The sequence below is a fragment of the Caballeronia sp. AZ1_KS37 genome (assembly GCF_023631165.1).
In the GTDB taxonomy this organism is placed as follows: domain Bacteria; phylum Pseudomonadota; class Gammaproteobacteria; order Burkholderiales; family Burkholderiaceae; genus Caballeronia; species Caballeronia zhejiangensis.
This window is the reverse complement of sequence record NZ_JALQDP010000015.1, coordinates 21,906-48,516: the sequence shown is the minus strand read 5'-3', so window position 1 is coordinate 48,516 and position 26,611 is coordinate 21,906. Positions and strand designations below refer to the sequence as shown.

The 26,611-nt window shown below is 63.9% G+C and carries 27 protein-coding genes; 8 read left to right on the top strand and 19 right to left on the bottom strand.

Going from position 1 to position 26,611, the window contains the following annotated elements; genetic code table 11:
- Positions 1–13: 13 nt before the first annotated feature.
- Positions 14–2,245, top strand: a complete 2,232-nt coding sequence (locus NCS00_RS10910) for a polysaccharide biosynthesis tyrosine autokinase (RefSeq protein WP_250440069.1) — start codon at positions 14–16, stop codon at positions 2,243–2,245.
- Between the two features lie 11 nt (positions 2,246–2,256).
- Here the strand turns inward: NCS00_RS10910 and NCS00_RS10905 are convergent, their stop codons facing one another.
- The gene (locus NCS00_RS10905) at positions 2,257–2,547 is read right to left on the bottom strand and encodes a hypothetical protein (RefSeq protein WP_008342521.1); all 291 of its coding nucleotides are present in this window, start codon (positions 2,545–2,547) and stop codon (positions 2,257–2,259) included.
- A 97-nt stretch (positions 2,548–2,644) separates the two neighbouring features.
- Here NCS00_RS10905 and NCS00_RS10900 point away from each other — a divergent pair, with 97 nt between their 5' ends.
- Positions 2,645–3,103 (top strand): hypothetical protein, encoded by a 459-nt coding sequence (locus tag NCS00_RS10900; RefSeq protein ID WP_244807495.1) that lies wholly within the window; start codon positions 2,645–2,647, stop codon positions 3,101–3,103.
- Between the two features lie 11 nt (positions 3,104–3,114).
- On the opposite strand, the gene NCS00_RS10895 is transcribed toward NCS00_RS10900, so the two are convergent.
- Positions 3,115–4,536, bottom strand: coding sequence for a hypothetical protein (locus NCS00_RS10895; RefSeq protein WP_250440068.1), 1,422 nt, complete (start codon positions 4,534–4,536; stop codon positions 3,115–3,117).
- A gap of 536 nt (positions 4,537–5,072) precedes the next feature.
- On the opposite strand from NCS00_RS10895, the gene NCS00_RS10890 reads away from it, so the two are divergent.
- Entirely contained in the window at positions 5,073–5,768 is a 696-nt protein-coding gene (locus NCS00_RS10890) for a dienelactone hydrolase family protein (protein ID WP_008342514.1), read from the top strand.
- Positions 5,769–5,812: 44 nt separating this feature from the next.
- Here NCS00_RS10890 and NCS00_RS10885 read toward each other — a convergent pair whose 3' ends face one another.
- From NCS00_RS10885 to NCS00_RS10865, 5 genes are read right to left on the bottom strand one after another with little or no spacing between them, the layout of a single operon-like run.
- Positions 5,813–6,922: an MraY family glycosyltransferase gene (locus NCS00_RS10885; protein ID WP_033537192.1), complete on the bottom strand. Its 1,110-nt coding sequence runs from the start codon at positions 6,920–6,922 to the stop codon at positions 5,813–5,815.
- A 58-nt stretch (positions 6,923–6,980) separates the two neighbouring features.
- The gene (galE, locus tag NCS00_RS10880) at positions 6,981–8,015 is read right to left on the bottom strand and encodes a UDP-glucose 4-epimerase GalE (RefSeq protein ID WP_250440067.1); all 1,035 of its coding nucleotides are present in this window, start codon (positions 8,013–8,015) and stop codon (positions 6,981–6,983) included.
- A gap of 25 nt (positions 8,016–8,040) precedes the next feature.
- A complete protein-coding gene (locus NCS00_RS10875) occupies positions 8,041–9,180 on the bottom strand; it encodes a glycosyltransferase family 4 protein (protein ID WP_034472774.1) in 1,140 nt (379 codons plus the stop codon).
- Between the two features lie 19 nt (positions 9,181–9,199).
- Positions 9,200–10,006 (bottom strand): glycosyltransferase, encoded by an 807-nt coding sequence (locus tag NCS00_RS10870; RefSeq protein WP_250440066.1) that lies wholly within the window; start codon positions 10,004–10,006, stop codon positions 9,200–9,202.
- Positions 10,003–11,265, bottom strand: coding sequence for an oligosaccharide flippase family protein (locus NCS00_RS10865; protein ID WP_034472769.1), 1,263 nt, complete (start codon positions 11,263–11,265; stop codon positions 10,003–10,005). Before NCS00_RS10865 ends, NCS00_RS10870 begins: the two co-directional genes overlap by 4 nt.
- 452 nt (positions 11,266–11,717) lie before the next feature.
- Between NCS00_RS10865 and NCS00_RS10860 the strand changes: the two genes are divergently transcribed.
- The 5 genes from NCS00_RS10860 (at position 11,718) to NCS00_RS10840 (ending at position 17,530) form a co-directional block, all read left to right on the top strand.
- Positions 11,718–13,118 carry a phosphomannomutase/phosphoglucomutase gene (locus tag NCS00_RS10860; protein WP_034472767.1) on the top strand — a complete coding sequence of 467 codons (1,401 nt, stop codon included), beginning with the start codon at positions 11,718–11,720 and terminating at the stop codon, positions 13,116–13,118.
- A 148-nt stretch (positions 13,119–13,266) separates the two neighbouring features.
- On the top strand, positions 13,267–14,262 hold the full coding sequence (gene waaC, locus NCS00_RS10855; protein WP_034472764.1) for a lipopolysaccharide heptosyltransferase I: 996 nt from the start codon (positions 13,267–13,269) through the stop codon (positions 14,260–14,262).
- 47 nt (positions 14,263–14,309) lie between these two features.
- Positions 14,310–15,194: a Kdo hydroxylase KdoO gene (kdoO, locus tag NCS00_RS10850; protein ID WP_175980396.1), complete on the top strand. Its 885-nt coding sequence runs from the start codon at positions 14,310–14,312 to the stop codon at positions 15,192–15,194.
- A gap of 44 nt (positions 15,195–15,238) precedes the next feature.
- Positions 15,239–16,561, top strand: a complete 1,323-nt coding sequence (gene waaA / locus NCS00_RS10845; protein WP_250440083.1) for a lipid IV(A) 3-deoxy-D-manno-octulosonic acid transferase — start codon at positions 15,239–15,241, stop codon at positions 16,559–16,561.
- Between the two features lie 165 nt (positions 16,562–16,726).
- Positions 16,727–17,530, top strand: a complete 804-nt coding sequence (locus tag NCS00_RS10840) for an FkbM family methyltransferase (protein ID WP_034472761.1) — start codon at positions 16,727–16,729, stop codon at positions 17,528–17,530.
- Positions 17,531–17,557: 27 nt separating this feature from the next.
- On the opposite strand, the gene ureG is transcribed toward NCS00_RS10840, so the two are convergent.
- The 12 genes from ureG to urtE all read right to left on the bottom strand — a co-directional run bounded on the left by ureG (position 17,558) and on the right by urtE (position 26,520).
- Positions 17,558–18,208 (bottom strand): urease accessory protein UreG, encoded by a 651-nt coding sequence (gene ureG, locus NCS00_RS10835; RefSeq protein WP_034472760.1) that lies wholly within the window; start codon positions 18,206–18,208, stop codon positions 17,558–17,560.
- An 11-nt stretch (positions 18,209–18,219) separates the two neighbouring features.
- A complete protein-coding gene (locus NCS00_RS10830; RefSeq protein ID WP_250440082.1) occupies positions 18,220–18,900 on the bottom strand; it encodes an urease accessory protein UreF in 681 nt (226 codons plus the stop codon).
- Positions 18,887–19,492 (bottom strand): urease accessory protein UreE, encoded by a 606-nt coding sequence (ureE, locus tag NCS00_RS10825; protein ID WP_250440065.1) that lies wholly within the window; start codon positions 19,490–19,492, stop codon positions 18,887–18,889. The genes NCS00_RS10830 and ureE overlap by 14 nt, the downstream gene beginning before the upstream one ends.
- 1 nt (position 19,493) lies before the next feature.
- Positions 19,494–21,200, bottom strand: a complete 1,707-nt coding sequence (ureC, locus tag NCS00_RS10820) for an urease subunit alpha (protein WP_250440064.1) — start codon at positions 21,198–21,200, stop codon at positions 19,494–19,496.
- 12 nt (positions 21,201–21,212) lie between these two features.
- Entirely contained in the window at positions 21,213–21,518 is a 306-nt protein-coding gene (locus NCS00_RS10815) for an urease subunit beta (protein ID WP_008342484.1), read from the bottom strand.
- Positions 21,519–21,522: 4 nt separating this feature from the next.
- On the bottom strand, positions 21,523–21,825 hold the full coding sequence (locus tag NCS00_RS10810) for an urease subunit gamma (RefSeq protein WP_008342482.1): 303 nt from the start codon (positions 21,823–21,825) through the stop codon (positions 21,523–21,525).
- A gap of 99 nt (positions 21,826–21,924) precedes the next feature.
- Positions 21,925–22,644, bottom strand: a complete 720-nt coding sequence (locus NCS00_RS10805) for an amino acid ABC transporter ATP-binding protein (RefSeq protein ID WP_250440063.1) — start codon at positions 22,642–22,644, stop codon at positions 21,925–21,927.
- Entirely contained in the window at positions 22,631–23,281 is a 651-nt protein-coding gene (locus NCS00_RS10800; RefSeq protein WP_008342479.1) for an amino acid ABC transporter permease, read from the bottom strand. Before NCS00_RS10800 ends, NCS00_RS10805 begins: the two co-directional genes overlap by 14 nt.
- Positions 23,278–23,955, bottom strand: coding sequence for an amino acid ABC transporter permease (locus NCS00_RS10795; RefSeq protein WP_250435014.1), 678 nt, complete (start codon positions 23,953–23,955; stop codon positions 23,278–23,280). Before NCS00_RS10795 ends, NCS00_RS10800 begins: the two co-directional genes overlap by 4 nt.
- Positions 23,956–23,973: 18 nt before the next feature.
- The gene (locus NCS00_RS10790; protein ID WP_008342474.1) at positions 23,974–24,762 is read right to left on the bottom strand and encodes a transporter substrate-binding domain-containing protein; all 789 of its coding nucleotides are present in this window, start codon (positions 24,760–24,762) and stop codon (positions 23,974–23,976) included.
- A 172-nt stretch (positions 24,763–24,934) separates the two neighbouring features.
- Positions 24,935–25,795, bottom strand: coding sequence for an urease accessory protein UreD (locus tag NCS00_RS10785; protein ID WP_250440062.1), 861 nt, complete (start codon positions 25,793–25,795; stop codon positions 24,935–24,937).
- 32 nt (positions 25,796–25,827) lie between these two features.
- Positions 25,828–26,520: an urea ABC transporter ATP-binding subunit UrtE gene (gene urtE / locus NCS00_RS10780; protein ID WP_008342470.1), complete on the bottom strand. Its 693-nt coding sequence runs from the start codon at positions 26,518–26,520 to the stop codon at positions 25,828–25,830.
- Between the last annotated feature and the right edge of the window lie 91 nt (positions 26,521–26,611).

Here is a 26,611-nt window from a genome sequence, read left to right as displayed (position 1 = left end):
AGCGAGCGAGATCATGTCGATGAACTTTGATACGCGATACGTGGACGTATCGACGGGTGACGAACTGCGCCTGTCCGATTACCTGGCCGCGGCGATGCTCAACTGGAAGCTCGTGACGCTCGTCATGCTCGCCGTGATTGCGCTCGGCACCTCTTACGCGTATCTCGCGACGCCGACCTACAAGGCCGACGCGATGATCCAGGTCGACGAGCCGGCCAACACGAACAACGCGAACGCCGGCGCCAGGGCGCTGCAAGCCGCCGTTCCGCAACTCACCGAAACGAAGACTTCGACTGCCGCGCAGATCGAACTGCTGCGCTCGCGACTCGTCATCGACGATACGGTGCGGCGTCTGCATCTGGATATCGATGCCTCGCCGCGCGTGTTGCCGGTCGTGGGCAAGCTCGTCGGCAACGTGTTCGCGATGCTGAACCGGCCGATTCCGCAGGGTTATCTGTCGCGCTTCGCGTGGGGCGGCGAAGCCATCGACGTGCCGCTCTTCGACACGCCGAAGGAGCTCTACGACAGGAAGTTCACACTCGTCGCGCTCGAGCGCGGCGCTTACGAACTGCGGGATCCGAACGGACTGATCGTGCTGACGGGGCAGGTCGGCAAGGAAGTGTCGGGCGCGACGCCGCAAGGCCCGGTGACGCTCAAGGTCGACAAGCTCGACGGCAAGCCCGGCGTGCAGTTCGAACTGCAACGCTTCTCGACGATCACGACCATCGACCGTCTTCAGCAGCGCCTGACCGTGGCGGAGACCGCACTGCAATCGGGCATCATCGGCGTATCTCTGGAAGGTAGTAATCCGAAGCAAATCGCGGCGATCGTCAACAACATCGCGAATCGTTATGTGGAGCAGGACACGCAGAAGCGTTCGGCCGAAGCGGAGCACACGCTCGCGTTTCTGGAGCAGCAACTGCCGCTCGTGAAGAAGCAGCTCGATGAAGCCGAGCAGCGCCTGAGCGCGTTTCGCAACAAGCAAGGTTCCGTCGATCTCTCCGAAGAGAGCCGCTTGCTCCTGCAGCAGATCGTCGACAACAAGACGAAGCTCTCCGATCTTCAGCAACAGCGCGCGGAACTGTCGCTGCGCTTCACGGCGAATCATCCGTCGGTGCAGGCGCTCGATGCGCAGATTGCATCGCTCACCGCCGCGCAGACGCGCCTCGGCAAGAACGTGTCGACGCTGCCCGATACCGAGCAGACCGCGCTGCGCTATACGCGCGACGTGCGCTCGAACAGCGAGCTTTACGCGAACCTCCAGAACAGCGCGCAGCAATTGCGCATCGCGAAGGCGGGGCAGGTCGGCAACGTGCGGATCGTCGATCTCGCGCAACCCGCCGACGATCCCGTGCGTCCGAAGCGCGCGCTCGTGATCCTGATCTCGGCGGGCATCGGCCTCGTGCTCGGCATCATCGCGGCGTTCGTGCGCAAGTCGCTGTGGGGCGGCGTCGAGCGTCCAGAGGACATCGAACGGCAACTGGGCACGCGCGTCTTCGCCATCGTGCCGCGCAGCACGCAGCAGCTTCGTCTGCAACGTCAGGTCGGCATGCGCCGCGAAGGCATGCACGTGCTCGCGGCGCAGGCGCCGGAGGATGCGGCCGTCGAAGGCATTCGCAGCTTGCGCACGTCGCTGCAACTGCAGCTCGGCGAAGCGCGCAACAACGTCGTGATGCTGACCGGATCGCGGCCCGAAGCGGGCAAGTCGTTTCTGTCGGCGAATCTCGCGACGCTCGTCGCATCGACGAGAAAGCGGGTGTTGCTGATCGACGGCGACATGCGCCGCGGCGACATCCACTCGCACTTCGGCGTGCGTCACACGCCGGGTCTATCCGACGTGCTGATGGGCGCCAACGCGATGGACGTCATCGTTCACGACGTGTTGCCCGGCGTCGATCTGATTCCGAAGGGCTCGCTGCCATCGCATCCGGCGGAACTGCTCGCGAGCGATCGGCTCGGCGAAATCCTCGGCGAACTGAAGCAGCTCTACGATCTCGTCGTCATCGATACGCCGCCCGTGCTCGCCGTCACCGACGCGACCGTGATCGGCCGGCACGCGGGCACGAGCCTGCTCGTCGTGCGGCACGGCAAGAATCAGGTGCAGGAAATCGGCGAAACGATGAAGCGCCTCTATCACGGTGGCGTGCACATGAAGGGCGTGCTCCTCACCGATGTGCCGCAATCGAAGGTGCTGATGGGCAGCACCTACGCGGGCTATTACAGCTACGAGAGCATCGCGGAGTAAGTCTTCTCAGTTCAATACGGCGACTTGTAGATGTCGCGCGCACGCGCGGCATTCGACGCCGGCGCCTTCAGACCCGAAGGCGCCGGATAAAGCGTCGCCGCCGCGCTTCGCGGCATCATCATCGCTTTTGCGTCGGCCTTGCGCGTGCCCGGACGCAGCCGCGCGCCGCCCGCCGGATTGCCCACATAGCCGTTCTGTTGCGCGAGCAGCGCGTCCATCGACGGGGTATCGGCCGAATCGCCCGCATACGCGAACGACGGCGCGAAGGCCGCGATGGCCAGCCACAAAAGCGCGTGTTTCATGTGTCTCCTCCTGATCGCGCGATACCGCACGCAAATGGTTGCCGAAAGCGGGCGTCGTTATAATCGCCGTCCGACCTGATTCTTTGGCTTTCCGTCCGTGAAAAAGCTCATCGCTCTCGCAGTCGCTTCCACCGTCCTCACCGCGTGCTCGTCCGTCGAGAAGGAGCAGACGAAGGAACGCACGTTCCTGCTCTCGCAGCAATCGCTCGATACGGCGCAACGCAACGCGACCGTCGCATGCCGCGACGCGGCGCAGTGCGATGCGGCCTGGAAGCTCACGAAGACTTACGTCGAGCAGAATTCGAAGGAACGCCTGACACGCGCCGACAATGCCGCGATCGAAACCGACGTGCCTTCGGACACCGGCAAGCCGGTGTTCTCGGCGACGCGCGTCCCGAACGGCGACGGCGCGACGATTTCGCTCTTCGCGCAATGCAAGGGCATGTTCGAGGACGAGCGCGCGCGAGGCTCGGATTTCGACGACTGCGCGACGAAGATCATCTCCGTTCAAAACGGCTTCGCGCCTTATCTGCGGGCACATCTGCGCGCGCAGTGAGCGGACGGATCTTACTGCGCGGGCAGCGAACCTGACGCGCGCGGCGGATTCGCCGGACGTATCTCCGTGAGCGGCCCGTCTTGCGGATGCATGTCGGGCGGCGCGCCGTAAAAAGGCGCGCTTTGCTGCGGCGTGCGACCGGCCGCTTCGGCGGCGCGCGCGTGGATGCCATGCGCGATGCGCGCATACGACGCGACGACGAGACCCAGCGCGACACCGAACATCAGCCCCGGAAAACGCTCGCCGAGCGGATTACCGCCGATCGACGTCGCGGGCAGCGCAGCGAGCACGAAGAGCGCACGGCCGAGCACCGGCAGCCAGGGCGCATCGGGCGTGCTGTGCCGCCATGCGCGATACGCCCGCGAACCGCGCCAGAGCGCCCACAGAATGGCGATCGGCAGCGCGAGCCCGAACAGCACGCCGCCTGCGAAGAACTGATAGACCCAGAAGTCGCGGCCGGCCGCCCATTTTTTGAAGGCGTAGAAGTCCTGCTCGCTGATGTCGCCGGCAAGATCCGGCAGATACGACGGCGCGTAGCGATAGTCGTGTCCGTAGCCCATGCCGACGATCGTCGACATCGCCGACGACGTAGTCTGATCGACCTGATCCTTCATTTCCGCGAGACGCGCGATCAGCACCGGATCGCGTGCGGGCGGCGCATCCTGCACGAGCGAGAGACGCTTCATCCACGGGGCTCCGATCGTCGGAAAGAACGTGGCCGTCGCGGTGGCCATCGCGATCAGCAGCGTCAGGATCGTGGCCGCGCGCAGACCGGCGGCGAAGAACGCGCGCAGCGAAGGCGCGGCGAGCCACGTCGCATAAGCGATCAGCAGCACGGTGCCGACCAGGAGGCCCGGCGTGCCGAACAGAATCTCGATGACGATCGTCGCGAGAAAAAACAGCCCGGCCAGCTTCCCGATGCGCTGCGCGAAGACGATTTCGTGCAGCAACAGCCCTTGCAGGCAAAGGAACGTGACCGGGACGACGCGAATGCTCAAGGTGTCGATGCCGCCGGGCATCGCCATGCCGAAACCGCCGCCGAACCCGAGCGATGCGATCATCGACCAGACCATCGCGCGTTCGATCTGCGCAAGACGCTGCGCATCCCACGGACGGCAGCCTACGAAATAGCCGAGCAGCATCAAGAGGAACGGCAGCACGACGCGCGCGTAGTTGCCGGCGTCGTTGCCTTGCAGCCATTGGGTTGCGACGCTGCCGAAGATCGTGAGCAGAAAGAGCGCGCTGACGAACCCGCGCATGCGCGAGCGGCGCGCGAAGCGCGGCGCGATGAGCAGCATCGCGCAGGCGGCGCCCATCGATGTCACGGTGAGCAGAACATCGATGGCCTTGCTGGCCGTCTCGACGCTTCGTAAGTCGAACGCGAGCGGAAGCAGGCAAAGCCAGATCCAGACGACGGCGAACTTGTTGCGCATGACGGCCCCGGCACCCCTATTTTTTGCGTCGAATATAGCAGCGGCTCTTGTCGTGCGCGGTTGCGGCGGCGTCTTGCGACTAGTCTTCGGCGCGAAACGACGGATGCGCGTGTGCGCCGGACCACGCTTCATCGGACGCTTCGAATCGATGTCCGCAAAGCACGGCATTCTGGCGGATCGCCGCCGTTCGATGGACCGAAGATGCAATGGCCGGAAGCGGTCCGATCCGGCTTGAGACCACTCAATATGCGCGATGTGCGTGCTACACGCCGGAACGAGGTGCCCCGCGATACCGGGGAAGCAGGCCCACGAGGACGCGCGGTTCCGGCCGCGCGAGCCACTCGATAACAATCGACCCTCGCAGAAGGGAAATGGCATGGGCGGTTCGGCGCGACACGCATGCAAGGCCCCGATCGATCGATACGCTCGATTCATCCGGGGACTCGCGATCATCGCCGAGATGAGTGGTCCGCTTCGAGCGCGGCGCGGGAAAGTTTGGATATGATGGGCTCGCTTCATCATCCAGGAGACTTCCCATGTCCGAGACGCTCAGCATCTCCATCCCCGATGGCAATTTCGACGCTTACGTCGCATATCCCGCGCAAACGACCGCGCCGGCCGTGATCGTGATTCAGGAAATTTTCGGCATCAACGCCGACATGCGCGAAACCTGTGACGAATACGCGCGCCAGGGATACGTCGCGCTATGCCCCGATCTCTTCTGGCGGCTGGAGCCGAACGTCGAGCTCACCGATCGCACCGAAGCCGAATGGCAGCAGGCGCTCAAGTACTACAACGCATTCGACGTGAACACGGGCGTCGAGGACATCGCGGCGACGATCGGTTTCGCGCGCGGACTCTCACAAGTGCAGGGCAAGATCGGCTCCGTCGGCTTTTGTCTCGGCGGCTTGCTCTCGTTCCTGACGGCGGCGCGCACGGATGTCGACGCATCGGTTTCGTACTACGGCGGCGGCACGGATCAATACCTCGCCGAACTGCCGAAGATCAAGGTGCCGCTCATGCTGCATCTCGCGGAAGAGGACGAGTTCATTCCCGCCGATGCGCGCAACCGCGTGCTGGCGGCGGTGAAGGGGCAGCCGAATGTCGAGGTGTACACGTATCCCGGCTGTCATCACGCGTTCGCGCGCAATCAGGGCGCGCATTACGACGCGGCGGCCGCGCAACTCGCCAACGGCCGCACCGCGGATTTCTTCGCAAAGCACCTGAAATAAGGCTTCGAATGAAAAACGCCGCCTGGAACTCAGGCGGCGTCGCTTCATTTCTTCACCGTGTGCGGCCGGCGAAACACGAGCCAGCGCGGTGATTTGAAGCGCACGATGCTCATGTAGAGCCACACGTAGGTTGCCGCGAACACGACGACGAAGCAGAACAGATGCACCGTATGCCGCCAGAAGAGCGTCGCGGGAATCACGGCGACGAGACACAGCAGCCACAGATACGGCGACGTCAGCGAATTGCGCCGCGTCAGCTCATGCGCGTTCTTCACGCCGACGGCCCAGCGCATCAGACGCTTGTAGACGAGCATATGCAGATGCACGCCGTCCGGAATGCCCGGCGAAATGCCGCGAATGAACTTCTTGCGATAGATCGAGAAGCACGTCTCGAAGATCGGATACATGAAGAGCAGCACCGGATACCACGCGGAGACATCGCGGTTGCGCATCACGAGCATGATCGAGAGTTCGCCCAGCATGAAGCCGACGAAGTACGCACCGCCGTCGCCGAGAAAGATCAGCCCGGCGGGGAAGTTCCAGATGAAGAAGCCCATCACCGCGCCCATCATGATGAGCGAGCCGGAAAGCACGATCGGATCGTGCACCTGGAACGCCACATAGGCGAGCGAGGCGAACATCATGAAGCTGACCATCGATGCGAGGCCGTTGAAGCCGTCGATGATGTTCACCGCGTTGGCGAGCGCCGCGACGGCGAGCACCGTCACCGCGCATGAAATGACCGCGTAGGACAACAGGAAATCGAGCGGCGGCACGCTGATGCGCGTGACCGCGATGTTCAGGAACGCATAGGCGAGGCCCGCGGCGGCCATCGTGCAGACGAGGCGCGCGAGCGGCGAGACGCGCTTGGTCAGGTCTTCGATCAGCCCGGAGAGAAACGCCGGCAAGCCGCACGCGACGATGCCGAGAATGCCGCCCGATACGGCCGGATAGCCCCATCGCAACTGCACGGCCGATGCCGTGAGCCCGCAGATGATGCCCACGCCGCCGATGCGCGGAACGGGCCGCGCGTGAAACTTCTGCACGCCGGCGAGATCGGTGTCGCCGAGCACGCCTTCCTGCAGGTGTGCGAAGCGCACGATCAACAAGGTCACGAAGAGCGAGACCAGAAAAGCAAGCGCGAAACTGAGCATGAAATAGAACCGATGGAAAAAAGCGGCGCCGCGCGCAAAGCGCAGCGCCTCGACGCTTTTAAGCGAACCCTTGCGGATTCTGCGACTGCCAGCGCCAGTGATCCGCGCACATGCGTTCGATGCCATGCTCCGCGCGCCAGCCGATCAGTTCCGCCGCGGCGGCCGGATCGGCGTAGCAGGCGGCGATATCGCCCGGACGGCGCGGCACGAGCTCATACGGAACCGGCTTGCCCGACGCCGCCTCGAACGCCTTCACGACATCGAGCACGCTATAGCCTTGCCCGGTGCCGAGATTCACGACGAAGCTGCGGTCGAGCTTCTTGAGCGCATCGATGGCCGCGATATGCCCGCGCGCCAGATCCACGACGTGAATGTAATCGCGCACGCCGGTGCCGTCGTGCGTATCGTAATCGCTGCCGAACACGCGCAGTTGCGCGAGCTTGCCGACGGCCACTTGCGCCACATACGGCATCAGGTTGTTCGGAATGCCCGCCGGATCTTCGCCGATCAAACCGCTCTCGTGCGCGCCGACCGGATTGAAATAGCGCAGCGTCGCGATGCGCCACGACGGATCGGACACTTCGAGATCGCGCAGGACCTGCTCGGCGATGAGCTTGCTCTGGCCGTAGGGGTTCGTCGCGGAAAGCGGAAACGATTCGTCGATCGGCACGCTCTTCGGCACGCCATATACCGTCGCGGACGAGCTGAACACGAAGTTGCGCACGCCGCGCGCTTTCATGACCTTGAGCACCGCGAGCAGGCTGCCGATGTTGTTCTCGTAGTACTCGATGGGCTTCGCGACCGATTCGCCCACGGCCTTCAACGCCGCGAAGTGGATCGCGCCGGTGATCGCGTGCGCGTCGAAGATGCGGTTGAGCGCGGCTTCGTCGCGGGCATCGGCTTCATAAAACGTGACGCTCTTGCCCGTGATGCGCTCGACGCGCTTCAACGACTCCGCGCGACTGTTGACGAGATTGTCGATGACCACGACGCCATAGTCCGCGTCGAGTAGTTCGACGCACGTATGCGAACCGATGAAGCCCGCGCCGCCGGTGACGAGAATCGTGCCCTTCGTCGGCTGATTGCCATTCATCTTGTGCTCTCCCGATTGCATGAAATCAAAGTGAAATGCCGGTAATGGCATGTATTGTGCCCTTGTAGCGTTCGACGACATTTTTTTCGTCGAATTCGCTCGCGACCTTTTCGCGGCCGCGCCGCGCCATGGCGGCGCGCTCGTCGGCGGAGAGCGTCAGCATGCGCTCGAGCGCTTCGGTCAGGCTGTCGGCGCTTTTGACCTCGCAGAGCAGGCCGTTCACGCCGTCCTCGACCACTTCGCGGCAGCCGGGAACGTCGGTGGCGACGATCGGGCGGCCCATCGCCGATGCTTCCATCAGCGTGCGCGGCACGCCTTCGCGATACGAAGGCAGCACGACGCAATCCGCCGCGGCGACGAGCGGCCGCACGTCGTTCGCTTCGCCGAGATATTCGACGATATGCTCCGCTTCCCACTTTTCTACGTCGGTGCGGCTGATCGCGCTCGGATTGTCGACGCCGACCGGCCCGAGCAACTGAAAACGCGCGTGCGGAAACTTCGCGCGAATCCTGCGTGCGGCTTCGACATATTCCGCCACGCCTTTATCCCACAACAGACGGCCGATCAGGATGAACACGAAATCCTCGCGCGCGGGCAGCGGCTCGAACGCGAATTCGTCGAGATCGACGCCTTCGCCATGCAGACGCCGCGCGCGATCCGGATGCGCGAGCAGATTCTCGTGCAGGAAGGCTTCGTGATCGTCGCGATTGAGGAACCACACTTCGCGCGGAAAGCGGAACGCGAAACGGTACAGCCGCTTCGCGACCTGCGCCGTGCGGCTCTTCTGGATGAAGACGTAGCCGAGACCCGTCGTCACCGCGATCGACGGCACGCGCGCGAGCATCGCGGCAAGCGAGCCGTAGATGTTCGGCTTGATCGTATAGTGAAACACGATATGCGGACGCGTCGCACGATATTCGCGAAAGAGCGCGGCGAGCGTCCTGAGGTCATCGCGCGGATCGGTGCTTTTCGATGCGACCGGCAACTCGACGCAGCGGCAGCCCATTTCGGTGAGCGGCTCGAAGGTGCGGTCGCGCGGCGCGATGATTGTGACTTGCGCGCCGCGCGCGGTCAGCATGCGCAGCACGCCTTGCCGGTAGGTATAGATCGCCCACGCCGTGTTGCACACGAGGGCGATACGAAGCTTCGACTTTTCTTTGGTCATCCGGAAGTCAGGAATAGGTTCACGCGGCGGATGCGCGCTTCAGCAAGCGCGCCTTCAATCCACGCAACGCGCGATACGGCAAAACGAGATGCGCGATGCTCTTCGCGACGCCCGCCCAGTCGAGCGGATTGGTCACGCGCAAATGGCGCAGTTGCAGACGCAGTGTCGACATGATTTGCGCACGCCGTTTGGTCGCGCTGATGCCGCTTTCGTTCAGTTCGTAGAAGAGACCGAACTCCGGCAGATTCGCGCCGTCGTGCCGTTGTAGCAGACGCAGGATCAGATCGAGATCCTCGGCGGCGCGATACTGCGCGCGATAGTTGCCCGCTTCGATCACGGCGTCGATGCGCAGCATCAGCGACGGATGCGTGAAGCATGTGCGCGCGAGCATCATGCGGCGGATCGCGGCGGGATCGGCGGGCGGCGTGAGATCGAAGAGCGGCGCGCCATCGGTCGATACGACGTGCGTCCACATGCCGAGCACCGCGACGCGCGGATGCGCCTCCATATACGCGCGTTGCTTCGCGAGGCGAGCGGGCGTCGCGAGATCGCCTGCGTCGATGCGCGCCGCGTAACGGACGCCTCGCGCGTACAGCGCCGCGATGCCCGCTTCGAGCGCGCGCTCGATGCCGCCGTTTTTCGGCATGCGCAGAATGTCGATGTTCATGCCGTCGATGACGGGCGCGACGATAGGCGGCGTGCTGCCATCGTCGACGATGAGCACGTTCACCATCGACGTTTCGCCAAACGACGCGAGCGTGCGTTCGACATCGGCCTGGCCGTTGAACGCGGGCATCAGCACGGCGACATCGTGGAGTTCGTTCATGCGCGCAGCCGAAAACGGATGTAGTAGAAATTCACCGACGCCGCCGCGACATAACCCGCCGCGAGTCCGATCAGCGCGCCGTAGCCTTCCATGCGCGGTATCGCGAACCAGTTCACCGCGAACGCGACCGCGAGCGCGAAAAGCCATTTCGACAGCAGCACATACTTCGCCTGATATTTCAGCACGACGAGATTGCCGATCGCTTCGATGCCCGCGGGCACCGAAAGCCACACGGCCCAGCGGAAGATGTCCGCCGCGCCCGCGTAGTTCGGTCCGAACACGCGCGCGATGATGAAGCCCGCGAGCGCATCGAGGACGGCCGCGCCTGCGATCATCAGCGCGGCGGTCATCGCGAAGAGGCGCACGAGATTGCGCTTCAGGCGCGCGGTTTCCTGCACGCGATACACGAACGCCGGCGCGATGGTCTGCGAGAGCATCAGCGCGAGCGCGATCCAGTTCTCGTTCAACTGCTGCGCGGCGGAGTAAAGCCCGAGTTCCGCGAACGACACGCGATGCGCGAGCATCAGCCGGTCGAGCTTCAGGAACAGATACATGCAGATGAGGCCGAGCCAGAACACCGTGCCCGCGCTCGCGAAATGTCTGAACAGTGCGCGGTCGAAACGCCAGCCGAGCGTGCCGCCGTGACGGCGCACGTAGTACGCGACGAGCGCGGCGCTGATCGCCGCGGCTTCGAGCGCCCAGAGCCAGCCGAAGCTCGACGGCGCGGCCGCGATGCGCACGAGCGCGAAGACGAGCGCCGCCTTGACGATGGCCGCCGCCATGCTCGCGATGAGCTGCGGCTTGCTGTAGGTGAGGCTTTGCAGCCACGAATTGACGACGCCGATGAACGGCTCGCGAAAGAGCATCGTGACGGCGAGTCCGGCGAGCATCAGCCCGACCATCGGGTCCGTGCCGCCGGCGGCGATCCAGATCCACGTTACGCAGAGTGCGACGACCGACACGCCCATGCGCAGCACGAACGCGCTGCCGAGTACGGCGCCGGTATCGGCGGGCTTGCGGTTGACGATCGTCGGCACGAGAATCTCCGCGCCGCACACCCACGTGATCGGCGCGATGACGAGCAGCAGCGTGTTCGCGTATTGCCATTTGCCGAAGTCGTCCGGGCCGAGGTAGCGCGCGAGCAAACCGGAGATGACGATGGCGACCGCGATCTGCGTGAGCCGCTCCAGCCCGAGCCAGACGATGTTGGCGAGCGCGCGGGCGACGTCCGGATTGCCGGAGCGCGTGAGCGCCTTCATGCGGTGAAGCGCTCGGCGTAATCGGGCACGGCGCGTGCTACCCAAGCCTGACCGCCTCGCGCAAACGAGCGATCGGTCAAGTTTTGTGTGTTTGCACGCAGACGCGCCTCATTCGAAGGCATCGAGGCGAAAGAGCGTTTGAGCATTGGATTAGAATGAACGCGCAGGCTCCAACCGGCTTCGTCAGAGCGAGCGCAACCACCAGAGCGCCGAAAGACAGCGATTATAAGTGCGATCCGTGGGCCGCCCGCTGCGCCGGTTTTGCATCCATTTGCTTCGAATTGTTTCTTTCGTATTGGTTTACCAGACGCATAGGCAGAATTCGATACGTCATCTGGCAGTCGTTCGCGCGCGCTGTGCATTGCAGCGGCGCGCCAACCGTCACGACCTGCATGCCCTCATGGCTGCATCGCCGAGAAACCATCAATTAATAGAGAGGAGGTAGCCATCTCATGAGCCAAGTTTCCCAATCCATTTTCAAGGCCTACGACATTCGCGGGATCGTCGGCAAGACGGTCGACAAGGACGTCGCTAGGAGCATAGGCCAGTCGTTCGGCAGCGAGATCAAAAAGCAGGGCGGCGATTCGGTCGTGGTCGCGCGCGACGGTCGTCTCTCCGGTCCCGAACTCGTCGGCGCACTCTCGGATGGCCTGCGCGCGGCGGGCGTCGATGTCGTCGATATCGGCATGGTGCCGACTCCGGTCGGCTACTTCGCGGCGAGCGTGCCGCTGCCGTTGCCTTCGGGCGAGCGTCGCGTCGATTCGTGCATCGTCGTGACGGGCAGCCACAATCCGCCGGACTACAACGGCTTCAAGATGGTGCTGCGCGGCGCGGCCATCTACGGCGATCAGATCCAAGGCTTGTACAAGCGCATCGTCGATAACGACTTCACGACGGGCGAAGGCACGTACACCGAATTCGACGTGTCGCAGATGTATCTCGACCGCATCGTGTCGGACGTGAAGCCGGTGCGCGCGATGAAGATCGTCGTCGATACGGGCAACGGCGTCGCGGGCGGTCTCGCGCCGCGTCTTTTCAAGGCGCTCGGCTGCGAGCTGGTCGAACTCTTCACGGAGATCGACGGCAACTTCCCGAATCATCATCCGGATCCGGCGCATCCGGAGAATCTGCAGGACGTCATCAAGGCGCTCAAGGAAACGGACGCGGAAGTCGGCTTTGCGTTCGATGGCGATGGCGACCGTCTCGGCGTCGTCACGAAGGACGGGCAGGTCATCTATCCGGATCGCCAGTTGATGCTGTTCGCGCAGGAAGTGCTGTCGCGCAACAAGGGCGGCCAGATCATTTACGACGTGAAGTGCACGCGCAATCTCGCGAAGTGGGTGCGCGAGCAGGGCGGCGAGCCGGTCATGTGGAAGACCGGCCATTCGCTTGTGAAGGCGAAGCTGCGTGAAACGGGCGCGCCGCTCGCGGGCGAAATGAGCGGCCACGTGTTCTTCAAGGATCGCTGGTACGGCTTCGACGACGGTTTGTACACCGGCGCGCGTATGCTCGAAATCCTGTCGCGCGTGGCCGATCCGAGCAAGCTGCTCAACGATCTGCCGAATTCGCTTTCCACGCCTGAACTGCAATTGAAGTTGCAGGAGGGCGAGAATTTCGAGCTGATCGCGCGTCTGCAGAAATCGGCGAAGTTCACTGGCGCGGACGACGTGCTGACGATCGACGGTCTGCGTGTCGAGTACCCGGATGGGTTCGGACTGGCGCGTTCGTCGAATACGACGCCGGTCGTCGTGATGCGTTTCGAAGCGGACAACGACGCGGCGCTGAAGCGCATTCAGGAAGATTTTCGTCGGGTGATTCTGGCGGAGAAGCCGGACGCGCAGTTGCCGTTTTAAGTATTGCGGGCGTCACTCGATGCCCGGTGAAAAGCGGCGCAATCGAATCGATTGCGCCGCTTTTTTTGCTTATCCGATGAACGCGCCGCGCTAAAATCCCCGTTTTCCTGCTCACCGCGCCGCGCCGTCCGCGCTTCTCCATCTCAGCGTGCAAAAGATCCTGATCGTCCGCGTGTCGTCGCTTGGCGACGTCGTCCACAACATGCCGGCCATCGCCGACATCCGCCGCCGCTATCCCGATGCGCAAATCGACTGGCTCGTCGAGGAAAGCTTCGCGAGTCTCGTCGAACTCGTACACGGCGTGCGCCGCGCGATTCCGTTTTCGCTCAGGCGCTGGCGCAAGGCGTTCACGTCGCCGGCGAACTGGCGCGAGATCGGCAAGTTCAAGCGCGAGCTCGCCGCCGAAAAATACGATCTCGTCATCGACTGCCAGGGTCTCATCAAGACCGCGTGGGTCGCGAGCTGGGCGCGCGGGCCGCTCGTCGGCCTCGGCAATCGCACCGACGGCGCGGGCTACGAATGGCCGGTGCGCTTCTTCTACGACCGGCGCGTGCCGATCGAACCGCGCACGCACGTCGTCGAGCGCACGCGGCAACTCGTGGCGGCGGCGCTCGACCTGCCGAAGCCGCAAACGACCGACGACATCGACTTCGGCCTCGACACGCGACGCGCGACGCTCGCCGTCTCCGCGCTCGGGCTGAATCTTCCCGTGCCTTACGTCGTGTTCGTGCACGCCACCTCGCGCGCCGACAAGCAATGGCCCGAAGCCGCGTGGATCGAACTGGGCCAAGCGCTCGTGACGCGCGGCGCGTCGATCGTGCTGCCGTGGGGCAGCGAGGCCGAACGCGCAACGAGCGAAAAGCTCGCGAAGGAATTCGGCGCGGCCGCGATCGTGCCGCCGAAGATGTCGCTGCCCGCGGTCGTCGGGCTGATCGACGGTGCCGCGGCGACCGTCGGCGTCGATACCGGTTTGGTGCATATTGCCGCGGCGCTGAAGCGCCCGACCGTCGAGTTGTACAATTTCTCGACCGCATGGCGCACCGGCGGCTATTGGTCGCCGAACGTCGTCAATCTCGGCGACGCGAGCCGGCATCCGACGCTTTCCGAAGTGAAGACCGCGCTCGCGGGCTTCGGCCTGCTGTAGTTTTCACCGCGCTGCGCTGTGTGCGGGCAACTCAAGGTCGTAGACACATGACGGAATCTCAAATCATCGAAGTCGCCTCGGGCGATTGGCAAGGCAAGAACCTGTCCGTGCCGCGCGAGACGCTGCTCGCCGGCGTCGAAAACGGCAAAGTGCTGTATTTCCCCAACCTGCGCTTTCCGATCGAAGGCGGCGAGCTTTCGCTGCTCGATCCGGGCATCGCGGATCCGAAGCGCAAGAACATCAGCCTCGCGCCCAACGGCGGCGCGTTGAACGGCGTGCTCGGCGACAGCGTGATGCAGTCGGCGGTGCGCTCGCTCATCAAGCGCTATCAGGATCATGCGCGTTCGCTCGTCGACGGGCTCTTTCCCGAATACGACGGCAAGCTGCGCGTCGCGCCCACGAGCCTCAGGCTGCGTCAGGTCGAGACGCGCGAAACATCCTGGCGAAAGGACGATGCCCGTCTTCACGTCGATGCCTTCCCGTCGCGGCCAACGCACGGCGAGCGCATCTTGCGCGTGTTCACGAACATCAATCCGAAAGGCGCGCCGCGCGTGTGGCGCGTCGGCGAGCCGTTCGAGGACATGGCGAAGCGTTTCCTGCCCGGCATCAAGGCGCAGGCGCCCGGCTCGGCGTGGCTGATGAATCTGCTGCACATCACGAAGTCGCCGCGCAGCGAGTACGACCATCTCATGCTGCATCTGCATGATGCGATGAAAGCCGATCTCGACTATCAGAAAAATTCGCCGCAGGAGACGATGCCGTTTCCGCCCGGCTCGGTGTGGGTCTGCTTCTCCGATCACACCTCGCATGCGGTGATGTCCGGCCAGTTCATGATGGAGCAGACCTTCTTCCTGCCCGTCAAGGCGATGGCGCGCCCCGATCACGCGCCGCTCGGCATTCTCGAACGCCTGAAGGGCCGGGCGCTCGTTTGAGCGGCGCCGCCTCGTCCGCCGCTACGCCGGGCGCATCGGCTTCCGTGCTCCGGCTCGTCTATCGCGCGCTCTGGTGGATCGTCGCGCCGCTCGCGGTGCTGCGGCTCTACATCCGTTCGCGAAAGGAGCGCGGTTATCGCGAGCATATCGGCGAGCGTTTCGGCCACATCGCGCCGCGCCGCGCCGACGATCTCGCGCCGCTCATCTGGGTGCACGCGGTGTCCGTGGGCGAGACGCGCGCGGCGCAGCCGCTCATCGACGCGCTGATGAAAGCGCATCCCGAAGCGCGCGTGCTGCTCACGCACATGACGCCGAGCGGCCGCGCGACCGGCGTCGAGCTTTTCGGCGACCGCGTGTTGCGCAGCTATCTTCCCTACGATCTGCCCATTCTCGTGCGGCGCTTTCTGCGCGCGTGGCGGCCGTCGCTCGGCATCGTGATGGAAACGGAAGTCTGGCCGACGCTCATCGACGAATGCAAACGCGCCGACGTGCCGCTCGTCTTGACGAACGCGCGCATGTCGGAACGTTCGTACCGGCGCGCGGCGAAGTTCGGGCGCGCGGTGCGCGAGGTGTTCGGCGGCTTTTCGCGTGTGCTCGCGCAGACGCCGTCCGATGCCGAGCGGCTCACCGCGCTCGGCGCGCGCAATGTCGCCGTGCTCGGCAATCTGAAGTTCGACATGACCGCGCCGCCCGAACTGGTCGCGCGCGGTCACGCGTGGCGCGCGGCGATCGGCGAGCGGCCCGTGTGGGTCGCGGCGAGCACGCGCGAGGGCGAGGAAACGCTCGTGCTGCGCGCATTCTCGGCCCTCAACGTGCCCGATGCGTTGCTGATTCTCGTGCCGCGTCATCCGCAGCGTTTCGACGAAGTGTCCGCGCTGATCGCGAGTCTCGGGCTGACGAGCGCGCGCCGGTCGGTGTGGGCGCCGAAGCCCGTCGCGGCGGGCTCGGGCGCGGACGTGCCCGAGCCGTTGCCGGCGAGCGTGCAGGTCTTGCTCGGCGATTCGATGGGCGAGCTCGGCGCGTATTATGCGGCCGCGGATCTGGCGTTCATCGGTGGAAGTCTGTTGCCGCTCGGCGGGCAGAATCTGATCGAAGCGTGCGCGGCAGGTGTGCCGGTGCTGATCGGCCCGCACACGTTCAACTTCACGCAGGCGACCAACGATGCGATCGCGGCGGGCGCGGCGTTGCGCGTGCAGGATCCGCAGGAGCTCGCGCGCGGTCTGCGCGAGATTTTCGGCGACAAGGCGCGGCGTCTCGCGATGAGCGCGGCGGCTTCGGCGTTCGCGGCGCGGCATCGCGGCGCGACGGAGCGTACCGTGAGCGTGCTGAGCGCGCTGCTTGAAGAGGACAGCGAAGCGGCGAAGTGATCCGACGCGATCTCGCTGTTTTCTGCCGCCAACTGCGCTTTTCCTCAGATGAAACTTGCGAAGTAAGTTCGGAGGATAATGAACTTCCTCGAGCCGATCCTTTCGAACGAATAACAAGCGGCCGGGTGCCTGCGAACGTGCTTCCAATTTTCTTCGAGGACGCGCATGCAAGATCTCATCAAGTCCGTCGTCAAGGACATGTTGCCGCCAAGACTGTTGCGCCTGCTGCGGCCATCCCCAGGACCGACCGACGCATGGGGAACCGTCCGTTACGGCGCGCATGGCCTGATTCTTCCCGGCAATCGGCGCTTCGAATACCGGCCTTGTCCGGCGGATCGCTCGGTTTGTCGGCAGATCTTCTTTCTTCGCGAATACGCGACGGATCATCTCATGCGCGCGAAGGAAATCGCCGCGTTCTATGAGGCTTGCGAAAATCCGCTGATCGTCGATGCGGGCGCCAATATCGGCGCCGCCGCAGTGTGGCACGCGCTCACTTATCCGAAAGCGAAGATCGTCGCCATCGAGCCGGACATATCGAATTTCGCGCTGCTCAACAAGAATGCACAGGCGTTTCCGTCGATCAAACCGCTCAACGCCGCGATCGCGGCCAAGCGCGGCACGCTTTATCTGAACGATCCGGGCGGCGGCGAGTGGGCGTTTCGCACCGCGGAGCAGCCCACCGAGAAAGGCTATGCCGTCGATGCGCTCACGCTCGAAGACGTGATGCCGTCCGGCACGACGCCGTTCATCCTGAAGATCGACATCGAAGGCGCGGAGGCCGACCTGTTCTCGCGCCATTGCGATGCGCTGAACATGTTTCCGGTCATCATCATCGAGCTGCACGACTGGATGCTTCCCGGCGAATCGAACAGCCGCAACTTCCTGCAATGGCAAGTCGCGATGAAGCGCGACTTCGTGCAGGTCGGCGAGAACGCGGTCTCGATATCGAATTCGATCGCGCTGCCGTAACGCGTTGTCGTCACGCGATTTTCCGCGTCAAGCCAGCAGCAAACCCTTCTTCTCGATGAAGCGGATGACTTCGTCGAGCCCATCGAGCGCCTTCAGATTGCACATCACGAAGGGCCGCTCGCCGCGCATCTTCTTCGCGTCGCTCGCCATGATGTCGAGATTCGCGCCGACGTGAGGCGCTAGATCGGTCTTGTTGATGACGAGCAGATCCGACTTCGTGATGCCAGGCCCGCCTTTGCGCGGAATCTTCTCGCCGCCCGCGACATCGATCACGTAGATAGTCAGATCGGAGAGTTCGGGGCTGAAAGTCGCCGCGAGGTTATCGCCGCCCGATTCGATGAACACGATATCCGCATCCGGAAACTTCGACACCATGCGATCGACGGCTTCGAGATTGATCGACGCATCTTCGCGGATTGCCGTATGCGGGCAGCCGCCCGTCTCGACGCCCATGATGCGCTCGGCCGGCAGCGCGCCCGCGACGGTCAGCAGGCGCTGATCTTCCTTCGTGTAGATATCGTTCGTGATGGCGACGAGATCGTATTTCTCGCGCATCGCCTTGCAGAGCATTTCGAGCAGCGTGGTCTTGCCGGAGCCGACCGGCCCGCCGACACCGACACGCAACGGCGGCAGTTTCTTGGTTCGGCGAGCGGCGGAAGAGTAAGCGGGAGCGTTCATGGAGTGTCGGTTCAGGAGCGGAAAAGCCGCGAATATTGCGATTCGTGCCGCGCGGACAAAACGCCGAGCTGCGGCGCGAAGGTGTTGATGTGTTGAGGCGCTGTATCGAGCGCGCGGCGCACGGCGGCATCGATCGGCTCGCGCAACGCGACGATGATGCGCTGTCCCGCGAGCTGGCCGAGCGGCACGGCCTTGAGCGCGGCGGCCGCCTGATTCTCGACCCAGCTGAATGCGTAGGCCGCGAGCGCGGCGTCGGGTGCCGCATCGTGCGCGAACGCGGCGAAGGCGAAGGCGGTCGGCTGCGCGATCGGCTTGATCGCGGCGAGCGTCGCGCGGCGTGCTTTGTCGCCCCATTCGAGCGACACGCACAACTGCGCCAGCGACCAGCCCATCTGCTCCGTTTCCCGTCTCAATTCCGCCGATTCGCGGCTCGCGATGTATTCATCGTTCGCGGCGCTCAGCGCGGCTTCGTCGTGCGAACGCCAGTGTTCGATCTGATGCGCGAGCATCGGCAATTCGCCGCGCGCGAGCACGCTGGAAAGGCCGCTCGCGATCCAGTCGCGCGCGCTGTCGCCGTCGTGGATCAGGCCGTGCTCGATCGCCGCTTCGAGCCCTTGCGAATAGCTGAACGCGCCGATCGGCAATGCCGGCGACGCGAGATGCAACAGCGCGGTGAGCTCAGCGATGCGCATGGCCGTGGTGATGATGACCGTGACCGTGATCGTGATCATGACTATGATCGTGGCCGCACGACGAATGATCGTGATCGTGCCCGTGATGCTCGTCGAATACCTTCTGCGCGAGCGCGTAGTCTTCGCTGAACGTCTCGTCGTGGCCGTGCTTGTGTCCGCCGCCGTACGCGCCCGTTTCGGGCTGGAACGGCTGCGATTCGTGCGCGACGAGCACGCCTAAGCGCTTCAGCATGTCTTCGAGCACGGGATCGGCTTCGAGCTTCAGATACTCCGCGCCGACTTCGACCGGCGTATGCCGGTTGCCGAGGTGATAGGCCGCACGCGTCAAGAGACGCACGCTCGGCGCACGCACGATGAGCACGTCCTCCGCCGCCGCGACGACGCGCACGAAGCCGCCGTCGTCGGCGACGAGCATGTCGCCATCCGCGAGCACGGTGCCGCGCGGCATGACGAGGGCGACTTCCTCGCCGTTGTCGAGCGTGGCGGCGAGGCGGCTCTTGCAGCGCGCATCGAAGGGAAGAGTCAGCGTGGGCGCGCGTTTCTTGAGGACGTCGGCAAGCTTCGCGGTCAGACGTTTGTCGATGGTACGCATATCAGAACAAGAAGTAACGCTGCGCCATCGGCAGAACGGTGGCGGGATCGCATGTGAGCAATTGTCCGTCGGCGATCACCTGATAGGTCTGCGGATCGACGCTGATGGACGGCTGCCATGCATTGTGAATCATGTCGGCCTTCGTCACATTGCGGCAGTTCCTGACCGCGACGATCTGCTTTTGCAAGCCATAACGATCCGCGATGCGCGCCTCCATCGCCATCTGCGATACGAATGTCAGCGACGTCTTGCCAAGCGCGCCGCCGCGCGTCGCGAACATCTCGCGATAATGCACCGGCTGCGGCGTCGGAATGGACGCGTTCGGGTCGCCCATTTGCGCGACCGCGATCATGCCGCCCTTGACGATCATCGCGGGCTTCACGCCGAAGAACGCGGGTTCCCAGAACACGAGATCGGCCCACTTGCCCGGCTCGATCGAGCCGACTTCATGCGCGATGCCGTGCGTGATTGCCGGATTGATCGTGTACTTGGCGACATAGCGCTTCGCGCGGAAATTATCGTTACGCGCGCTGTCTTCGGGCAACGCGCCGCGCTGCACCTTCATCTTGTGCGCGGTCTGCCATGTGCGAATGATGACTTCACCGACGCGGCCCATTGCTTGGGAATCCGAAGAAAGCATCGACAGCGCGCCGAGATCGTGAAGGATGTCTTCGGCCGCGATGGTCTCGCGACGAATCCGCGATTCCGCGAACGCGATGTCTTCCGCGATCGACGGATCGAGGTGATGGCACACCATCAGCATGTCGAGATGCTCATCGAGCGTGTTGACGGTGTAGGGGCGCGTCGGATTCGTGGAAGAGGGCAGCACGTTCGATTCGCCCGCGACCTTGATGATGTCCGGCGCATGGCCGCCGCCCGCGCCTTCTGTGTGATACGTGTGGATCGTGCGGCCCTTGAACGCGGCGATGGTCGTTTCGACGAAGCCCGCTTCGTTCAGCGTGTCGGTGTGGATGGCGACTTGCGTGTCGGTGTCGTCGGCGACGCTCAAGCAATTGTCGATCGCGGCGGGCGTCGTGCCCCAATCCTCGTGCAGCTTCAGGCCGATCGCGCCCGCTTTCACCTGCTCGATCAGCGGCTCCGGCAGGCTCGCGTTCCCTTTGCCGAGAAAGCCGAGATTGACGGGCCAGCCGTCGGCGGCCTGCAGCATGCGCTCCATGTGCCACGGGCCCGGCGTGCAGGTTGTCGCGTTGGTGCCGGTCGCGGGGCCGGTGCCGCCGCCGAGCATCGTCGTGACGCCGCTCGCGAGCGCTTCGTCGATCTGTTGCGGGCTGATGAAGTGAATGTGCGTATCGACGCCGCCCGCCGTCACGATCATGCCTTCGCCCGCGATCACTTCCGTTGCCGCGCCGATCGCGATGTTCACGTTCGGCTGAATGTCCGGATTGCCCGCCTTGCCGATGGCGAAGAAGCGTCCACCCTTGATGCCGATATCGGCCTTCACGATGCCCCAGTGATCGAGGATCAGCGCATTGGTCACGACGGTATCGACGACGTCGGCGGCGGGGCGCTGCGACTGGCCCATGCCGTCGCGAATCACCTTGCCGCCGCCGAACTTCACTTCTTCGCCGTAGGTCGTGAAGTCGCGTTCCACTTCGATGATGAGATCGGTGTCGGCGAGGCGCACGCGGTCGCCGGTGGTCGGGCCGAACATTTCCGCATAAGCGCGGCGGCCGATGCGTAGCGTCATATCTGTCCTTTTTTAGAGCGGGCCCATGACGAGCGCGTTGAAGCCGTACACATGGCGATCGCCGGCCAGCGCGACGAGTTCGACGGTGCGTTCCTGACCGGGTTCGAAGCGGACTGCCGTGCCCGCCGCGATGTTCAATCGGAAGCCGCGCGCCTTCTCGCGCTCGAATTTGAGCGCCGCGTTGACTTCGTAGAAGTGGAAGTGCGAGCCGACCTGCACCGGCCGGTCGCCATGATTCGCGACGACGACCGTAACCGTCTCGCGGCCCGCATTGAGCTCGTGCTCGCCATCGTCGATGAAATATTCGCCGGGGATCATGGTGTCAGGGAATCGGATGATGAACGGTGACGAGCTTGGTGCCGTCGGGGAAGGTCGCTTCGATCTGGATGTCGGGAATCATCTCGGGCACGCCTTCCATCACGTCGTCGCGCGTGAGCAGCGTGGTGCCGTAGTGCATGACTTCGGCGACGGTCTTGCCGTCGCGCGCCGCTTCCATCAATGCCGCCGATATGAACGCGACCGCTTCCGGATGATTGAGCTTGAGGCCGCGCGCGCGGCGACGCTCGGCGAGCAGGGCCGCTGTGAAGATCAGCAGCTTGTCCTTTTCTCTGGGCGTGAGTTTCATGGGCTTCTTCTATGGAGAAAAGTGTTTCGGGCTTTGCAATGCTAGCACCGGAATGCCGCGTCTCATGCGCTTTTAAGGGGCTTTCGGTCGGTTTTCGGCTTACTGGATGAAGCGCTGCAACTCCACGGTCGACGGCCGCTCGAAGATGGCGTCCGGCGCGCCCGATTCCCACACGCGCCCCTGATGCATGAACACGACCTTGTCGCTCACCTTGCGCGCGAAGCGCATTTCGTGCGTGACCATGATGAGCGTCATGCCGTCGCGCGCGAGGTCTTCGACGACCGCTAGCACTTCGCCGACGAGTTCGGGATCGAGCGCCGATGTGATCTCATCGCAGAGCAGCACGGTCGGCTTCATCGCAAGTGCGCGCGCGATCGCGACGCGTTGCTGCTGACCGCCCGAAAGCTGATCGGGATAAGCATCGAACTTGTCGCCGAGACCGACGCGTTCGAGCACGGTATGCGCCGTCGCGCGCGCCTTCGCCCTGTGGATCTTCCTGACGACGGTCTGCGCGAGCATCACGTTTTCGCCCGCGGTGAGATGCGGAAAGAGGTTGTATTGCTGGAACACCATGCCGACTTTCAGCCGCAGCGCGCGCAGGTCGGCATGACGCGCATCGATATGCTCGCCCTCGATTTCGATCGAGCCTTCGTCGATGCTCTCCAGACCGTTGAGCGTGCGCAGCAACGTGCTCTTGCCCGAGCCGCTGCGCCCGATGATCGACACGACTTGTCCGCGCTCGACGGCGAAGTCGATGCCCTTCAGCACCTGATTCGCGCCGAACTGCTTCTGAAGATTGCGGGTTTCAACGAGCGGCATTCCATTTCCTTTCGAGCGTGCGCGCATAGCGCGTCAGCGGATAGCAAAGCAAGAAGTAGATAACGGCGACGAGCCCATACACGAGAAACGGCCGGAAAGTTGCGTTCGAAATCATCGTGCCGGCCTTCGTCAGTTCCGTGAAGCCGATGATCGATACGAGCGCCGTGTCCTTCACCGCCTGCACCGCGAAGCCGACCGTCGGGCCGACCGCGATGCGCGTCGCTTGCGGCAGGATCACGTGACGAAGTTGCTCCATGTAACTCATCGCGAGCGACGACGATGCTTCCCACTGGCCCTTCGGCACCGCTTCGACCGCGCCGCGCCAGATCTCCGCGAGATAGGCGCTCGTGAAGAGCGTGAGACCGACGCTCGCCGCGAGCCACGGCGACACGTCGATGCCGAGCAAGGGCAGGCCGAAGAACACGAGGAACAACTGCATGAGAAGCGGCGTGCCCTGAAAGAGCTGGATATAGCCTTTGACGAGCATGCGCAGCACTTGCGATTTCGACACGCGCATGACGAGCAGCACGAAGCCGACGATGCCGCCCAACACGAACGACACGATCGACAGCACGACGGTCCAGCGCGCCGCGAGCAGCAGGTTCTCGAAGATCTGCGCGAGCGTGAATTCGATCATCGCGCGGCGCTCCGGTGGTTCATCAGAAAGCGCTTGCCCATGGCGTTCAATGCGGCGCGCAGAGCGAGCGCCATCACGAGATACGCGGCCGTGATGAAGAAGCACGTCTCGAACGCGCGGAAGTTGCGCGACTGGATATAGCTCGCGGCATACGTGAGATCGGGCACCGATATCTGCGAGACGACCGCCGAGCCGAGCATCGTAATGACGATCTGGCTCGTCAATGCGGGGAACACTTTGGCGAGCGCTTGCGGCAACACGACATGACGGAACGTCTCGCCACGCGACATCGCGAGCGATGCCGCCGCTTCGAGATGACCCTTCGGCACGGCGGCGACGCCCGCGCGCACGATCTCGATCGAGTACGCGCCGAGATTGAGCGTCATCGCGAGAATGGCCGCGACATATTCGCTGAGATGAATGCCGAGCGCGGGCAGGCCGAAGAATACGAAGAACAGTTGCACGATGAACGGCGTGTTGCGGACCGCTTCGACATAGCCGCCGACGATCGCCGCGAGCCACGCATGCCGGCTGGTGCGCGCGGCGGCGCCGAGCACGCCGACCGACACGCCGAGCGCCGTCGAGACGGCGGTCAGCGCGAGCGTGGTCGCCGCGCCGCTCGCGAACATGCCCGCGTACTGCGCTAGATCGGCGAATTGAAGTTCATAGGCCATACGATGCCGCGCTCCCGATCAAAGGGTCGCGGGCAGCGGCTGGTTGAACCACTTCTTCGACATCGTGTTGAGCGTGCCGTCCTTCTTCGCCTGCGCGATGGTGTCGTCCACTTTCGACATCAGGCGCGGCTCGTTCTTGTTCATGCCGACGAAGCACGGCGAATCCTTGATGATGAACTTCGCTTCCGGCCGGCGCGGCGGATTCTTCGACAGGATCGCCGCCGCGACGATGTTACCCGCCGCGATCAGTTGCACCTGTCCCGAGAGAAAGGCCGAGATGGTCGCGTTGTTGTCCTCGAAGCGCTTGATGGTCGCGTTGGGCGCCATCTGCGAGAGCGCGATCTCTTCGAGCGCGCCGCGCGTGGCGCCGACGGTCTTGCCGGTGAGATCGGCGGGGCTCGTCACCTTGATGTCGGCGGGGCCGAACACGCCTTGAAAGTAGGGCGCGTAAGCCGTCGAGAAGTCGAGCACCTTCTCGCGTTCCGGCGTCTTGCCGAGCGACGAGATCACGAGATCGACCTTGTTGGTCGTCAGATACGGGATGCGGTTCGCGCTGTTGACGGGCACGAGTTCGAGCTTCACGTTCATCGACTTGGCGAGCAGCGCGGCCATGTCGACGTCGTAGCCTTGCGGTTTCATGTCGGCGCCGACCGAGCCGAAGGGCGGATAGTCTTCGGGCACGGCGACGCGCAGCGTGCCGTTCTTCGCGATGGTGTCGAGCGCGTCGGCATGCGCGGCGAGAGGCGCGAGGGAAAGCAGCAGCGCGACGAGTGCGGTGCGCCGCGTGCGGGAAAAAGTCGTGAGCATCGATGATCCTTCGGTCTTGAACGGCCGCGTTGGAATGCGCGGCTCTCGAGCGAAGGCTTAAAGCGAGAGTCGTGCCATCGATGCTTATTTCTTATGCTGTCAGCGTTTGCCGGTTACGCATATATCGCCGCGCACAACGGATGTGCAGACGCGTGCGCTTCGTTGGTGCGTACTAGGTAGTCCACAAACGCAGAGGTCGCGCATCGACGCCATGCACGAGCGGACGAAGACGCGACCAGCAATCGGTGAGTGCGTTTTGCAGCGGTTCCATGGAGCGGCTGATCGCGCGCACGATCAGCACGCCCGGCGCGACGCACGATGCGCCTGCGCGGAGCTCATCGCCGAAGGGCAGATGTGCGGCGAGGGTCTCGGCGAGGGCATCGTCGCATGCGGGGCCGATCGCCCAGAGCGTGCCGTAAGCGGGGAAGCCCGCGAGACCTTGAGCGGAGTCGCGCAGCGGATCGCGCGCATCGAGCAGCGTGCGTTCGAACCAGAGCGTCGAACCATTGCGATGCGCGATACGCGATGTCGCCTTGATATGCCCTTGCGTCCACTTTTCGCCGGCGGCGGCGCGCCCGAGCAGCATTGCGTCCCAGCCGATCGCGCTCGCGCCTTCATCGAGTGTCAGGTTGAATTCGAGTTCGACGTTCGACGATTCGAACACGATGTTGTTTTGCGGCAGCCAGTCGAGCTTCGCATGCGCGGCGAGATCGATATCGATGCGCTGCGTCGCGAGCTTGCCGTTGGCCTTGTACCACTTGGTCGCGCCGGGCGTCGTGATGACGGCGTGCGTGTCTTGGTGCAGACGAACGTCGATGGAAAGACGATCGCCGCCCGCGACGCCGCCGGGCGGGTGCACGATCACCGAATGACAGATATCGCCTTCGGGATAGAGCGGCCGTTGCAGCCGCAATGGGCCTTCGTGCTTGCGATGAACGCAGACGGTGCGGCCGTGCTGACGCGCGTAGCCGAGTTCGAGCGAGCCGCGCCAGATGTTCGGATCGGCGAGTGTTGCGTGCGATTCGTGGTGCATGAGCGATGCGTTTTTCTAGAGCGGAGCCTCGATCATACGGCGATCAGCTCGCGCACTCCATGCGCGTCCATTTCCGAGCCCGCGCCGCCCGCGACGATTTCGCCGCGGCTCATGACCCAGTATCGATCGGCGAGTTCGCGCGCGAAGTCGTAATACTGCTCGACGAGCAGGACCGTCATGCCCATTTCGTCGACGAGTTGCCGAAGCGTTCGGCCGATATCGCGGATGATCGATGGCTGAATGCCTTCGGTCGGCTCGTCGAGGATGAGCAGTTGCGGCTCGCTCATCAGCGCGCGGCCGATTGCGAGTTGCTGTTGTTGACCGCCGGAGAGATCGCCGCCTCGGCGGTTCTTCATGTCTTTGAGGACGGGGAACAGCGCGTAGATGTGATCGGGAATCTTCGATGGCGCTTTGCGGCTCGCTGCGCCGACGAGCAGGTTTTCTTCGACGGTGAGACGGCCGAAGATGTCGCGGCCTTGCGGCACGTAGGCGAGGCCGTTTGCGACGCGCGCGTGGGTGGGCATCGAGGAGAGCTTGTTGCCGCGCCAGGCGATGGTGCCGCTTTTTGTCGGGACGACACCCATCAGGCAGCGAAGGAGCGTCGTTTTGCCCACGCCGTTGCGGCCTAGCAGGACGGTGAGTTTTCCATCGGGGACGGTGAGTTTCACATCGCGGAGGATGTGGCTGCCGCCATAGTATTGGTTCAGGTTTTCGACTTCTAGCATTTGCTTTGTCTCTTGGTCTGCGCTTGTTTGCTTACGCTTGCGTGGAATCCTGTGATCGCGTCGGTCTATTAGCACTGCCCCGCACAGGGGC

Coding starts and splice junctions, on each gene's coding strand:
- NCS00_RS10910 (WP_250440069.1), top strand. CDS start 14: ATGTCGATGAACTTTGATACGCGATACGTGGACGTATCGACGGGTGAC.
- NCS00_RS10905 (WP_008342521.1), bottom strand. CDS start 2,547: ATGAAACACGCGCTTTTGTGGCTGGCCATCGCGGCCTTCGCGCCGTCG.
- NCS00_RS10895 (WP_250440068.1), bottom strand. CDS start 4,536: ATGCGCAACAAGTTCGCCGTCGTCTGGATCTGGCTTTGCCTGCTTCCG.
- NCS00_RS10890 (WP_008342514.1), top strand. CDS start 5,073: ATGTCCGAGACGCTCAGCATCTCCATCCCCGATGGCAATTTCGACGCT.
- NCS00_RS10885 (WP_033537192.1), bottom strand. CDS start 6,922: ATGCTCAGTTTCGCGCTTGCTTTTCTGGTCTCGCTCTTCGTGACCTTG.
- galE (WP_250440067.1), bottom strand. CDS start 8,015: ATGAATGGCAATCAGCCGACGAAGGGCACGATTCTCGTCACCGGCGGC.
- NCS00_RS10875 (WP_034472774.1), bottom strand. CDS start 9,180: ATGACCAAAGAAAAGTCGAAGCTTCGTATCGCCCTCGTGTGCAACACG.
- NCS00_RS10870 (WP_250440066.1), bottom strand. CDS start 10,006: ATGAACGAACTCCACGATGTCGCCGTGCTGATGCCCGCGTTCAACGGC.
- NCS00_RS10865 (WP_034472769.1), bottom strand. CDS start 11,265: ATGAAGGCGCTCACGCGCTCCGGCAATCCGGACGTCGCCCGCGCGCTC.
- NCS00_RS10860 (WP_034472767.1), top strand. CDS start 11,718: ATGAGCCAAGTTTCCCAATCCATTTTCAAGGCCTACGACATTCGCGGG.
- kdoO (WP_175980396.1), top strand. CDS start 14,310: ATGACGGAATCTCAAATCATCGAAGTCGCCTCGGGCGATTGGCAAGGC.
- NCS00_RS10840 (WP_034472761.1), top strand. CDS start 16,727: ATGCAAGATCTCATCAAGTCCGTCGTCAAGGACATGTTGCCGCCAAGA.
- ureG (WP_034472760.1), bottom strand. CDS start 18,208: ATGAACGCTCCCGCTTACTCTTCCGCCGCTCGCCGAACCAAGAAACTG.
- NCS00_RS10830 (WP_250440082.1), bottom strand. CDS start 18,900: ATGCGCATCGCTGAGCTCACCGCGCTGTTGCATCTCGCGTCGCCGGCA.
- ureE (WP_250440065.1), bottom strand. CDS start 19,492: ATGCGTACCATCGACAAACGTCTGACCGCGAAGCTTGCCGACGTCCTC.
- ureC (WP_250440064.1), bottom strand. CDS start 21,200: ATGACGCTACGCATCGGCCGCCGCGCTTATGCGGAAATGTTCGGCCCG.
- NCS00_RS10815 (WP_008342484.1), bottom strand. CDS start 21,518: ATGATCCCCGGCGAATATTTCATCGACGATGGCGAGCACGAGCTCAAT.
- NCS00_RS10810 (WP_008342482.1), bottom strand. CDS start 21,825: ATGAAACTCACGCCCAGAGAAAAGGACAAGCTGCTGATCTTCACAGCG.
- NCS00_RS10805 (WP_250440063.1), bottom strand. CDS start 22,644: ATGCCGCTCGTTGAAACCCGCAATCTTCAGAAGCAGTTCGGCGCGAAT.
- NCS00_RS10800 (WP_008342479.1), bottom strand. CDS start 23,281: ATGATCGAATTCACGCTCGCGCAGATCTTCGAGAACCTGCTGCTCGCG.
- NCS00_RS10795 (WP_250435014.1), bottom strand. CDS start 23,955: ATGGCCTATGAACTTCAATTCGCCGATCTAGCGCAGTACGCGGGCATG.
- NCS00_RS10790 (WP_008342474.1), bottom strand. CDS start 24,762: ATGCTCACGACTTTTTCCCGCACGCGGCGCACCGCACTCGTCGCGCTG.
- NCS00_RS10785 (WP_250440062.1), bottom strand. CDS start 25,795: ATGCACCACGAATCGCACGCAACACTCGCCGATCCGAACATCTGGCGC.
- urtE (WP_008342470.1), bottom strand. CDS start 26,520: ATGCTAGAAGTCGAAAACCTGAACCAATACTATGGCGGCAGCCACATC.